The 12,485-nt window shown below is 61.1% G+C and carries 11 protein-coding genes; 9 read left to right on the top strand and 2 right to left on the bottom strand.

Features of this window, described 5'->3' with window-relative positions; translation table 11 throughout:
* Positions 1-56: 56 nt before the first annotated feature.
* Together AC07OT_RS04810 and AC07OT_RS04805 are read right to left on the bottom strand one after the other, a co-directional pair.
* Complete coding sequence (locus AC07OT_RS04810; protein ID WP_092356264.1) at positions 57-2,474, bottom strand: glucose/quinate/shikimate family membrane-bound PQQ-dependent dehydrogenase; 2,418 nt, start codon at positions 2,472-2,474, stop codon at positions 57-59.
* 380 nt (positions 2,475-2,854) lie between these two features.
* Positions 2,855-4,873 carry a TonB-dependent receptor gene (locus AC07OT_RS04805; RefSeq protein WP_495107598.1) on the bottom strand — a complete coding sequence of 673 codons (2,019 nt, stop codon included), beginning with the start codon at positions 4,871-4,873 and terminating at the stop codon, positions 2,855-2,857.
* A 149-nt stretch (positions 4,874-5,022) separates the two neighbouring features.
* Here AC07OT_RS04805 and AC07OT_RS04800 point away from each other — a divergent pair, with 149 nt between their 5' ends.
* The 9 genes from AC07OT_RS04800 (at position 5,023) to AC07OT_RS04760 (ending at position 12,482) form a co-directional block, all read left to right on the top strand.
* On the top strand, positions 5,023-5,256 hold the full coding sequence (locus AC07OT_RS04800) for a VF530 family protein (RefSeq protein WP_027604640.1): 234 nt from the start codon (positions 5,023-5,025) through the stop codon (positions 5,254-5,256).
* A gap of 4 nt (positions 5,257-5,260) precedes the next feature.
* On the top strand, positions 5,261-5,887 hold the full coding sequence (locus tag AC07OT_RS04795) for a Pr6Pr family membrane protein (protein ID WP_065948890.1): 627 nt from the start codon (positions 5,261-5,263) through the stop codon (positions 5,885-5,887).
* 491 nt (positions 5,888-6,378) lie between these two features.
* Positions 6,379-6,888 carry a fimbrial protein gene (locus AC07OT_RS04790; RefSeq protein WP_065926573.1) on the top strand — a complete coding sequence of 170 codons (510 nt, stop codon included), beginning with the start codon at positions 6,379-6,381 and terminating at the stop codon, positions 6,886-6,888.
* Positions 6,889-6,938: 50 nt separating this feature from the next.
* Positions 6,939-7,499 carry a fimbrial protein gene (locus tag AC07OT_RS04785; protein WP_092487319.1) on the top strand — a complete coding sequence of 187 codons (561 nt, stop codon included), beginning with the start codon at positions 6,939-6,941 and terminating at the stop codon, positions 7,497-7,499.
* A gap of 19 nt (positions 7,500-7,518) precedes the next feature.
* Positions 7,519-10,122 (top strand): outer membrane usher protein, encoded by a 2,604-nt coding sequence (locus AC07OT_RS04780; RefSeq protein WP_495107597.1) that lies wholly within the window; start codon positions 7,519-7,521, stop codon positions 10,120-10,122.
* A complete protein-coding gene (locus AC07OT_RS04775; RefSeq protein WP_495107596.1) occupies positions 10,119-10,880 on the top strand; it encodes a fimbria/pilus periplasmic chaperone in 762 nt (253 codons plus the stop codon). Before AC07OT_RS04780 ends, AC07OT_RS04775 begins: the two co-directional genes overlap by 4 nt.
* A gap of 22 nt (positions 10,881-10,902) precedes the next feature.
* Entirely contained in the window at positions 10,903-11,484 is a 582-nt protein-coding gene (locus AC07OT_RS04770; protein ID WP_065938653.1) for a fimbrial protein, read from the top strand.
* Between the two features lie 10 nt (positions 11,485-11,494).
* The gene (locus AC07OT_RS04765; RefSeq protein ID WP_495107595.1) at positions 11,495-11,989 is read left to right on the top strand and encodes a fimbrial protein; all 495 of its coding nucleotides are present in this window, start codon (positions 11,495-11,497) and stop codon (positions 11,987-11,989) included.
* Positions 11,990-12,002: 13 nt separating this feature from the next.
* The gene (locus AC07OT_RS04760) at positions 12,003-12,482 is read left to right on the top strand and encodes a fimbrial protein (protein WP_065926568.1); all 480 of its coding nucleotides are present in this window, start codon (positions 12,003-12,005) and stop codon (positions 12,480-12,482) included.
* Positions 12,483-12,485 lie beyond the last annotated feature (3 nt).

Genomic DNA, 12,485 nt, shown 5'->3' with positions numbered 1-12,485 from the left:
ATGAAAAAGGCGGCTACCTGTGAGGGTAGCCGCCTTGGTTTTGCCGCCGATAACGCTTAATCCGGCAGTTTGAACGCCATCACGTAGTCACCCTGCTTGGTCCCCAGGGAACCATGACCACCCGCCATGACCAGCACGTACTGCTTGCCGTCCTTGCCGGTGTAGGTCATCGGGGTGGTTTGCGCGCCGGCGGGCAGGCGGCCTTCCCACAACTGCTTGCCGTTTTTCACGTCGTAGGCCCGCAGGTACTGGTCGAGGGTACCGCTGAGGAACGACACGCCACCGGCCGTGGTGAAGGTGCCGCCCAGGCTCGGTACGCCCATGGTCAGCGGAACCGGGACCGGCGAGCTGTCACGCACGGTACCGTTCTTGTGCATCCAGATGGTCTGGTGGGTGGTCAGGTCGACCGCGGCCACGTAACCCCACGCCGGTGCCTGGCACGGCAGGCCCAGGGGCGACAGCAGTGCTTCGAGGATCACGCCGTACGGCGCGCCTTTGTTCGGCTGCACGCCCTGGGTTTCGCTGACGCGCGGGCCTTGCTTGGCGATATCGGCCGCCGGGATCAGCTTGGATTTGAACGCCATGTAGCTCGGGTTCACGAAGGCGATCTGGCGTACCGGGTCGACGGAAATGCCGCCCCAGTCGAACACGCCGAAGTTACCTGGGTAAACGATCGAACCTTGCAGCGAGGGCGGGGTGAACGGGCCGTCGTAGCGCATGGATTTGAAATCGATGCGGCACAGCATCTGGTCGAACGGCGTCACGCCCCACATGTCACGCTCTTTCAGCGGCGGTGGCATGAAGTTCAGCTCGGACTTCGGCTGGGTCGGGGAAGTACGGTCGCCCGCGACAGCGCCCTGGGGCACGGCCACTTCGTGGATCGGCACCACCGGCTGGCCGGTGGCGCGGTCCAGCACGTAGATGCTGCCTTGCTTGGTCGACGCCATCACCGCCTGCTTCACGCCGGCTTCGGTCTTGATGTCGATCAGCGACGGCTGGCCGCCCACGTCCATGTCCCACAGGTCATGGTGAGTGAACTGGAAGGTCCACTTCACGTGGCCGCTGTCGATGTCCAGGGCGGTCAGGCCCGCAGCGTATTTCTCGGAATCGTCGGTACGGTCGCCGCCGTACTGGTCGGGCATCTGGTTGCCCATCGGCAGGTAGAGCATGCCGAGTTTTTCATCCACGGCGAACATGGACCACATGTTCGGCGAGTTGCGGGTGTAGGTCTTGCCTTCGGCCAACGGGGTGGTGTCGTCCGGGTTGCCGCTGTCCCAGTTCCACACCAGCTTGCCGGTGTGCACGTCGAACGCGCGGATCACGCCGCTGGGCTCGTCGGTGGAGACGTTGTCGGTGACGTGGCCACCAATCACCACCAGGTTTTTGGTCACGGCCGGTGGCGAAGTGGAGTAGTAACCGCCTGGGGCGAAGCTGCCGATGTTGGCACGCAGGTCGACCTGGCCTTTGTCACCGAAGTCTTCGCACATCTTGCCGGTGTCGGCGTTCAGGGCGATCAGGCGGGTGTCGGCGGTCGGCACGAAGATGCGTTTCGGGCAGGCATTCGGTGCGGCGGCCGGGCTGGCGCTGCCGGTCGGGCTCTGCTCGGAAGCGTAGGCGGCGTCATCGTGATACGACACGCCACGGCAGGTCATGTGCGCCCAACCCTTGAAGTTCTCGGCACCCTGGCTGCTGATCTTTGGATCGAAGCGCCAGATTTCCTTGCCGGTGTCCGGGTCCAGCGCAATCACCTGGCTGTGGGGCGTGCACACGTAGAGCATGCCGTTGACTTTCAGCGGGGTGTTTTCCGCGGTGGTCTCGCCTGGATCGTTCGGGCCGGGGATGTCGCCGGTGCGATAGGTCCATGCCGGTACCAGCTTGTGCGCGTTTTCCGGAGTGATCTGCGCCAATGGCGAGTAACGATCACCGTAGGCCGAGCGGCCGTAGGAGTTCCAGTCGCCATCGGCCTGGGACGGTGCAGCGCTGGCCATGCCCGGTACCGCGTCGCGGTCCAGTTGGCCGGTCTTGACCATTTCACCGGGGTTGGTGAATTGGCTGGCCAGGGCGGTTGCACCGGCCAGCACCACGGCCACGCTCAGCGCGCCAGTGCCCAGCGGGGCAGGTTGGCCGCGCAGCAACGGACGGCGAAACCACGGGAGCAGCATGACGATGCCCAGGGCGAACAGCAGCGCCAGACGCGGCACCAGCTGCCACCAATCCAGGCCGACTTCCCACAGGGCCCATACGGTGCTGGCGAACAGCACCAGTGCGTACAGACCCAGCGCGGCGCGGCGGGTGGCCAGCAGCAGCAGGCCGGTCAGGGTGATGCCGATACCGGCCAGCAGGTAGTACAGCGACCCGCCGAGCAGGCTCAGCTTGACGCCGCCGGCCAGCAAGGCCAGGCCCATGATCAGCAGCAAGACGCCTAGCAGCCTCGGCAGCAGGCGGCTCGGACGTGAAGCACCGTCAGTGCTCATAGTTGTGTTTCTCCGTTACGTTGGAATTATGTATCCCCGTGTTTCTTCACTGTAGATGACGATTCGACACGGGCTTGGTTCAGCGTTAATTACGTTTTTCTGTGGATAACGGACTTATCCACAGGTGGGCGATTTATTCCCGTGCGCAGGTCGGTGTAAGACAGCGCTGTCTTGGCGGGTAGGAATAATCAGCAAAGTGGGGTCGGCCGGGGGAGTGAAACGTTTCAGGTTATTGCCGACAAGGATAAAGCGCTGGCGCACCAAGAGAAAGCACGAATCGCAAGATGCATCATTTCAGATTTGGTAACAGTGACAGATCGTCGCTGCCCAATAACGGTGGGAGGGGGTAAGCCTCCTCCCACAGGGGCATTTCAGTGTGTTTAGAAGGTAGTGCGGATGCCCAATTGCACGCTGCGCCCCGGTGCCGGCGCGATATCGCGCAGGATCGAGCTGGCGTAGCGCACGGTCTGGTTGGTCAGGTTTTCACCGTTCACAAACGCCAGCCATTGACTGCCGCCGACATTGAAGCGATAGCCCGCGCTCGCGCCCAGGGTGGTGTAGCCATCGGTACCGCTCTCGTTATCCGGCACGCGCCCTTGCCCGGCCGCGTGCTCGATGTCGATGCGCGTCTGCCAGCGGTCCAGTTCCCACAGCAGGCCGCTGTTCAAGCGCAGCGGCGCGATGCGTGGCAAGGCTTCGCCGGTGTCCAGGTTGGTGGCGCGGGTGTAGTCGCCTGACAGCTCCAGCGCGAACTTGCCGTAGGCGCCTTCGCCGAGCTTCCAGTGATCCTGGGCCTCGAAGCCGGCGAAACGTGCGCGCACACCGGAATATTCGTACTCGGGGATGCCGCCAGCGTCTTCTTCGCCTTCGTCGTTCAGCGTACGACCGGTGCCCAGCAAACCGATGTAATTGGAGAAGTGGCTGTAGAACACGCCGAAGCTGCCCTTGTGGGTGCCGGTGTCAAAGCGCAGGGCCAGGTCGCTGGACACGGCTTTCTCTTTCTTCAGGTTGGCGTCGCCCAACTCATAGGTGCCGGTGGCGACGTGGGCACCGTTGGCGTACAGCTCGTAGAAGGTCGGTGCGCGCTCGGTGTAGCCCAGGGTCGCGGCCACGGACCAGATCGGCGTGAGGGTATACACCGCGCCCGACGACAGGCTGCCGGCGGTGAAGTGGTTGCTCCTGTCGGCGCCGGCGAAGCGTTCGTTGCCCTTGGCGTCGGGGTCGACGCGGGTGTGTTCCAGGCGTCCGCCGAGGCTGAGTTTCAGGCGGTCGGTGGCCTGCATTTCTTCGAGGATAAACAGCGCGCCGGCGTTGGTGTCGGTCTGCGGCACGAAGGCTTCTTCGCCCAAGGCCGAGAACTCGTTGCGCGTCACCTGCGCCCCGACCACGCCGTCGAATGGGCCGAGCGGCTGGTGACGGGCTTCGACGCGGGCTTCGTAGCCCTTGTTCTTGAAGACCGTACCGGTTTCGCCGCCTTCGATTTCGCGGTGCTCGTAGTCGGTATAACCGGCGTCGACTTTGACCGAGGTAAACGGGCCTTGCAGGTTGCGGATTTCGGACGCGAACCCGTAGTGATCCTGCTGCATGCGGATGCGCACATCCTGCTCGGCCGGGGAGCCGTAGTTGCTGTCGTAGTTGCTGTAGGACAGCCCGGCGTAACCGTCGTCCCAGGTGTAAGAGCCGCCTACCGCGCCGCCATCCTGGCGCCCGTCGCTGTTGCCCAGGCGGCCGTTCCTGCCGGGTGCGTCGTCGCTGTCCGGGGCGTGGCGGCTGCGGGCCTGGCCGGGGATTTTCAGGTCGTTGAATTCCCGCGCGTTGGCGTCCAGGTGCAAGGCGAAGGTGCCATTGCCGGCTTCCAGCTTGCCCGCACTGCTGCGCGTGGTGTCGGCGCCGCCGTAGCGCAATTCACCGGCGCCGTGGATGCCCTCGATGGCTTCGGTGGGGATGCGGTTGTCGAAGGTGTTGACCACGCCACCGATGGCGCTGCCGCCATACAACAGCGCTGCCGGGCCGCGTACGATTTCGATGCGTTCGACATTCACCGGGTCCAGCGGCACCGCATGGTCGTAGGACAGTGACGAGGCATCCAACGCCCCCACGCCATTGCGCAGGATGCGAATGCGGTCGCCGTCCTGGCCACGGATGATCGGCCGGCTGGCGCCCGGGCCAAAGTACGAAGACGACACGCCCGGCTGCTTGTTGAGGGTTTCGCCGAGGCTGCCTTTTTGTTGCAGGGTCAGCTCATCGCCCTCCAGCACGGTGGTCGGCGAGGCGAGTTGCTCGCTGCCCAGCGGGTTGCCGGTGATGACTTGGGGTTGCAGTTCCAGGGCGTGGGCTTCCGAGCTGATCAACAGGGCGGCGGCGAGGGGCGACAAGCGCCACAGGGAGGAGAGGGACATCGGACATTCCTTGGCAAAACGACGAAAAGATTTGAGATCTATAGTTACAATATAACATCTCTTTTTTGCCGGGAGCGGGAACTTTTTTTACCTGCGAGGGCGGAGTGATAAGGTGTGCGCCTTCGTGAGCACTTTTTCATAGGCCCGGCATGACCGCGACAAACAACGACCCCCTCCACGGCGTGACCCTGCAACACGTCCTCACCACCCTGGTGGAACACTACGAATGGGCAGGTCTGGCCGAACGCATTGATATCCGTTGTTTCAAGAGCGACCCGAGCATCAAGTCGAGCCTGACGTTCCTGCGCAAGACCCCATGGGCGCGGGAGAAGGTCGAAGGCTTGTACGTCAAGCTGATGCGCACCAAACGCCCGCTGGATTGACCTCATGAAGCGGTATGTGGCGGCAGCGGCGCTGGCCGGTTGGGTGGGCCTGGCGATTCAGCAATACCTGATTTTCTATTCGCGCTGGGAGTCCGGCGCCAGCCTGCTCGGCGGGCTGATCAACTTCTTCAGTTTCTTCACGGTGCTGACCAATACCCTGGCAGCGGTGGTGCTGAGTTATGCGTGGGTGAAGCGCGATTCTGCAGCCAGGCGGTTTTTCCTCGCCCCCGGCGTCAGCAGCGGCATCGCCGTCAGCATCGTGGTGGTCGGCTTGGCCTACAGCCTGTTGCTGCGGCATCTGTGGCAGCCCGAAGGCTTTCAATGGATCGCCGATGAACTGCTGCACGACGTGATGCCGCTGCTGTTCGTGCTGTACTGGTGGCGCTGCGTGCCCAAGGGCCAGTTGCGCCTCAAGCACATTGGCCTGTGGGTCATCTACCCGCTGGTGTACTTCGGCTATGTGCTGCTGCGCGGGGATTTGCTCGGGCAGTACCAGTACCCGTTCATCGATGTCGGCACCCTGGGTTATCCACAAGTGTTTGTGAATGCCGGGGGGATCCTGCTGGGGTTCGTGCTGGTTGCCCTGGCGGCGGTCGGCCTGGACAAGACCTTGAAGTCACCCCGAATTTAACTTGTACAGATCTCTGGGCAGGGAGCAACTCCCTTCTCCCAGGCTTTAAGCCTCTTCATTCCCCCCGCTGCGCACCGTCCATGGTTTTCCATTGAACGGTGTTTCACCACGTCGCGCACTTATCAACATGTTAGTTGATGTGCTCCAGTAAACGTTGTTATTTTTCGTTGAATGTAATCCCTCTCTTACAGTGATATCTGAAGACAAGTTTCTGCAACTAAAGCTGATGTAGTCCAATTCTTACGGGTAATTTTAAAGTTTTGGCAATTTGCCATATTTTTCCTATGTGTCCGAGTGTTGCAAGGCTACGCAATTAGAAGAACTGGCCGACTTATGTTTTTTGAAATTGGCCGGGATAATCGCCTGGCTTCAAATGAGCTGGTTTGCAATACAAGTAATTGGAATAAATAGAGGGATTCTGTGCGCCATGGCGTCGGAATCACTTAAACAACGTTTATTACTCATGTGGGCATCTATAAATGAAAGCTAAAATGAAAACCGCGCTGTTCTCTATCGGGCTGTTGGTGGGGTCGATGTCCGTTGCCCAGGCGGCGGACGGAACTGTCACGTTCTTGGGGTCGGTCCATTCGGGTGCCTGCTCTATCAAGCCTGATTCGGTCGATCAGACCATTCCCCTTGGCGCGATCGCAAAACATCAATTGCAAGCGGGCGGGAAGTCCGAGCCGCGTCGTCTGCTGATTGAACTTGAGGGCTGCGACCTGGCGGGTCTCACCGATAACACCGTGACCACCACCTTCACCGGAGCGCCATCGAGCGTTGTGCCGGGTGCGCTGGGCACCGTCGGGAGCGCGGGCAATGTGGGCATCATGATGACCCATGGCAGTAAACCCGTTGAATTGGGCGTGGCTACCACGCCGCAAGTGATTGCCGCCGGTGACAACACACTGGAGTTCGGTGCCTATGTACAAGGCGCTGCCACGGGCGACATCGTGCCAGGCGACTTCAGCGCGGTGACCAACTTCACCTTGGCTTATCAGTAAGCGTTTTCCCCCGCCACCCAGCGTGGCGGGGGAGGCTGGTGGAGGCACAGGTGAAAACATTCATAAGTCTCGCTATCTCCTCTTCTTTGGCGATGTTCATCAGCCCTGGGGTGGTTGCCCAGGAGCCTGCTCAAGGTGATGGGCTTGTCACGCTGGGAGGAGAGGTCGTCGACTCGGCCTGCGGGCTGGAGTTGGTCAGCGTCGATCAAACCATCGATATGGACCCCGAGCCCATTGGCCGCTTCCTGCGGCGCGCCAGGGGCCAGGACCAGTCCTTCCAGTTGCGCCTGGTCAATTGCACCTTGAGTCGTACCGATCCATCCCGTCCAGGGGTGACGCTGCCCGACTGGCAGCACCTTCGGGTGACGTTTGACGGCCCCACGGATAGAGGTGGTCGTTCTTTTGCGGTCTTTGGTGGCTCCCAAGGCGTTGCGCTGAATATTGAGGATTCCGCTGGCCAGTTAAGTGTTCCGGGTCAGCCGATGACTCCACATCCGTTAACGGAAGGCGATATGACGCTGCACTACACGCTTCATTTTGTCGGTAACGGATTGCCCATAGTGGCCGGAGCCCACCGTACTGCCGTGCGGTTCAAGTTGGAATATTTTTGAACGTTGATGGGTTGCTTGCATGTTAAATACAGCGAAGGTCAAAAATACGCTGCGCCCAAGCCTTTTTGGCGGGTTGATATCATTGGCAGGCACTGCACTGGCTGCTGGGGATATTGAGTTTAATACTGATGTTCTTGATCTGAGTGATCGCACTAATATTGACTTGTCTCAGTTTGCCCGCAGCGGGTTTATTCTGCCGGGCACCTATTCGATGGTCGTGCAGATCAATGCCCAGCCCATTGCTGAGCAATCGGTGGCTTTCTATCCCCCCGATAATGACCCTAAAGGCAGCCAGGCATGTTTATCGCTGGAACTTGTCGATCAATTGGGTCTCAAGGCGTCGGACGCGGCCAAACTCAAATGGTGGAAAAACGGCGAGTGCCTGGATACCGAAAGTTTGCCTGGCATGGAGGTCAGTGGCGACCTGGCCACCTCCACACTGAACATCAACCTGCCCCAGGCCTACCTCGAGTACAGCGCCATTCATTGGGATCCGCCGTCCCGGTGGGATGAGGGTGTGCCGGGGCTGTTGGTTGACTACAACATGACGGCGCAGTCCAGCTATCAAAAGAATGACGGCACCCGCAACAACCTCAGTGGTAACGGAACCCTTGGCGCCAATGCCGGGGCCTGGCGCCTGAGGGCCGACTGGCAGGGGCGGATCGAGAAAGGCGTGGAGGGGGCGCCCAGGGATCAACAACAGTTGGAGTGGAGTCGTTACTACGCCTATCGCGCAGTGCCTGCACTGAAGGCACGCTTGACGGTCGGAGAGGACTACCTGTACTCGGACATCTTCGACAGCTTCCGTTTTACCGGTGCCTCGCTGATCTCGGATCAAAGCCAACTGCCACCCAACCTGCGTGGCTACGCACCGGAAGTCGTCGGGGTCGCCAAGACCAACGCAAAAATCATCATCAGCCAGAAGGGCCGCGTGCTGTATGAAACGCTGGTCGCCGCAGGCCCTTATCGCATTCAGGACCTCAGCGATGCCGTGAGTGGCACTCTGGATGTGCGGGTCGAGGAGCAGGATGGTTCGGTTCAGACCTTCCAGATCGATACGGCAGGCGTTCCCTACCTGACACGTCCTGGGCACGTTCGATACAAGCTGGCGACCGGGCGCCCGTCCGATCTTCAGTACGGCGCCAACGGCAGCTTTTTCGGCACCGGCGAATTCTCCTGGGGGATCAGCAATGGCTGGTCGCTGTTTGGCGGCGGGATAACGGATAACAACTACCGCGCATTGTCTGTCGGGGTCGGTCGCGACCTGCTGGCGTTCGGCGCCGTATCGCTGGATGCCACCCAGTCCCACGCCAGTGTGTGGAACCAGACACTCTCGGGCAAATCCTACCGCCTTCAATACTCCAAGCACTTCGAGCAGTACGACAGCCAGGTCACGTTTGCCGGTTACCGGTTTTCCGAGAAAAACTACTTGAGCATGAGCGAATACCTGGACGCCCGTCATTACGGGTTGAACGGTGAGCGCGGCGGGATCGAGCGCGGTGAATACATCGAGGGCTGGAAGCCGATTGGCGACAGCAAGGCCCTGTATACGGTGACGCTCAACAAGCAGTTTCGTGACCTTGGGGCGACCGTCTACGCCAGCTACAACAAGCAGACGTATTGGGGGCGCCCGGACACTCAGCGTTGGAACCTGTCGATGTCGCGCTACTTCAATGTGGGAACCGTCAGGAACATGAGCCTGTCCCTGAACATGTTTCGCACCCAGGAGTATGCCTACAAGGATAACGGAATGGCGCTGACGGTCAGCCTGCCGTTGGGGCGCAGCGGCACCCTGTCGCTGGACGCCAACAGGACCTCGGGTAAAGAGAGTTTCTCGACGCGCTACAGCGATCGCCTCGATGAGCGCAACAGCTACCAGCTCAATGCAAGCGACCGCTCCGCCAGCGGCTACCTGAGTCATATCGGCGACCAGGCCGACATCGATCTCAGCGCCAGCACCCAGGAAGGCAGTGGCAGGACCCTCAGTGCATCCATTCGCGGCGGCGGCACGCTCACGCCCTACGGTGCGGCGCTGCACCGAACCAATGGCACCGGTGGCACCCGCCTGATGCTCGACACCGGGGGTGTGCCCGATGTGCCTGTGCGTGGTTACGGCACATCGACCCGCACCAACGCGTTCGGCAAGGCGGTGATTTCCGATATCAGCAGCTACCAGCGTACGGCCGCCAGTGTCGACCTGGAGAACCTGCCGAGCAACGTTGAAGCCACTCAATCGGTGACCCAACTGACCCTTACCGAAGGGGCCATTGGTTATCGGTCCCTGGACGTGATTGCCGGTGAGAAGGCCATGGCTGTCCTGCGCCTGCCGGATGGCAGCGCACCGCCCTTCGGCGCGACGGTGAAGAACACCAAACAGCAGGACACCGGGATTGTGAACGACGGTGGCGCTGTTTACCTGAGCGGTATTCAGGCCGGTGAGCAGATGATCGTCAGTTGGGGCGGCATCGAGCGCTGCCTGCTCACGCTGCCCGTCGCGCTGCCCGCAGACAGCTTGACCGATGCCTTGCAATTGCGCTGCCAGAGCGTAGCCACTGATCAATCCTCACCCGAGCCAGCAGCGCTGACCGGGAAGCGTACCGATACGGAGAACAACGCCTCATGATGCTCAATACGCACCCCACACTCCTGGTTTTCGCACTGCTGGCTCTGGGCCTGACCCAGAGTGCCGGCGCCGCGGTTGGCCTGGACCGAACCCGGGTGATTTTTGACGGTGGCAAGGATGCGACCAGCGTGAATATCACCAATAACAACACCCAACTGCCGTACCTGGCCCAAGGCTGGATCGAGGACGAGGAGGGCAACAAGATCACCTCGCCCTTGATCGTGCTGCCGCCGGTTCAACGCTTGGAGCCCGGCAAGCAAAGCCAGGTGAAAGTGCAGGCGTTGCCGGCGGCCAAGTCGTTGCCGCAGGATCGCGAGACGGTCTACTACTTCAACCTGCGGGAGATTCCACCGCGCAGCGACAAATCCAACACCCTGCAAATCGCGCTGCAGACCCGGATTAAATTGTTCTACCGACCGCAGGCCATCGCTCCCAGTCAGCAAGACCTGTCCAACCCCTGGCAGGAAAAGCTGACCCTGACCCGCCAGGGCGACCTTTACCAGGTGAACAACCCTACGCCTTACTACGTGTCTCTGGTGGATGCTCGCAGCAGCAGAGACGGCAAGACCGTGCCGGGTTTCGAGCCCGTGATGATCCCGCCTAAAGGCACGCAAACCCTGGGGCCGACGGCCAAGGCGCTGGGCAATTCACCCTACCTGGCCTACGTGAATGACTACGGCGGGCGTCCATTACTGGCGTTCACCTGCACGGGCGAAACATGCAAGGTGAACTTGCAAGTCTCGACGCCTAATGAGTAGCAGCCTGCAGCGGGAGAGCGTCATGAAGTTGCACAACGTGAAAGTCCTGGGCTGTGTGTTACTGGTCCTGGCAACGCGCGCGGGCGCCGAGGATGACGATGGAATCGATGGCCAGCGTGGCCGGTTGAACGTTTCCGGATCCATGCATGAGTCCCCTTGCACGCTGGAGATGACATCGCTGCATCAAACGGTCGACTTGGGCGCCGTGTCTGCCAGTCAGCTGCAACGACCTGGCGATCAGGCCCCATCGAAGCCGTTTCAACTGCGTTTTCAGGATTGCCAGCGCACCGCAGGCAGTATCCGCAGCGAACGTACCGGGAACCTGGCGTGGAGCGCTCACCAACCGGTGTTGTCGGTGACGTTTGTTGCCCCTGCCGATGCCGACGACCCACGACTGGTCAAAGTGCAAGGCATCACCGGGATGGGACTGCGGTTGACCGATGCCCTGGGGCGCGATGTACAGCTGGGTTCCAGGGGCGAACCGTTGTATCTGAGCGAGGGCAGCACGACCCAGACGTGGAATGTTCAACCCACGCGTACCGCCGCGCCGTTGACCAGCGGAGCGTTTCGGGCGGTGGTGGATTTCAGGCTCAGTTATGAGTAAGGGCAGAACAATGGCTAAGTCAGTCGGCTCGCGGGCCATTCTTATCGCGGGGGGCCTGTTGTGGGCGGTCAGTCAAGGCGCGCAGGCCGAGACCAGCCTGATCATCCGCGCGGTCATCATTGCGCCTCCGCCCTGCGTCATCAATGGCGGCGGTACGCTCAATGTGCCTTTTGGCAATGACCTTCTTACGTCACGGATCGACGGGGTCAACTACCGTCGCACCGTGCCTTACACCGTCACCTGTGACGCCCCGTTCAGTAACGCGATGACTCTCCAGCTCAGGGGGACCGGGGCTTCGTTTGATGGGCGTGTGCTCTCGACCCGCAACCCGGACCTGGGGGTCAAGCTGTCGCTCAATGGCGCTGACTGGGCGCTGAATTCGAGCGTGAATTTTACCTATCCGAACTTTCCCGTGGTGCAGGCGGTGCCTGTCAAGCGCGCGGGCAGCCGGCTGGTGGGAGGCGCATTCGATGCTGCCGCCACCTTCGTGATCGATTACCAGTGATGAGGAGCGCGCAATGACATGCTGGCAGCAGCGAGCCTTGCTCGCTTTGTGTTCCATCGGCCTCTGCCATAGTGCGTCGGCCAACGTAACGTTCAGCGGAACGCTTAACGAGCCCCCGCCCTGCACCATCGATGCGGGCAACAAGATTGAAGTCGACTTTGGGGATGTGGGGGTCAAGCGGGTCGATGGGGTGAAATATCGCCGGGGGGTGGGTTACACCATCAATTGTGGCGTCGACACGCTCCCGTGGGTACTCAAGTTGAGTGTTAACGGTACCCCCACGACGTTCGACGGCGCGGCATTGCAGACCAGTGCACCTGACCTGGGTATTCGGATATTCCAAAACAACCTGCCGTTTCGACTCAATACGCCACTGGACATCACCCTGTCTTCCCCGCCGGTATTGGAAGTCGTGCCGGTCAAACAGCCCGGTGCAACGCTTGCCCCCGCCAGGTTTACCGCGGTGGCGACGTTGTTGGCCGAGTACCAGTAGGAG

The sequence above is a fragment of the Pseudomonas sp. GW821-FHT09C10 genome, from assembly GCF_059418085.1.
Note: the sequence above shows the minus strand (reverse complement) of the source record. Positions and strands in the feature narration are given on the sequence as shown.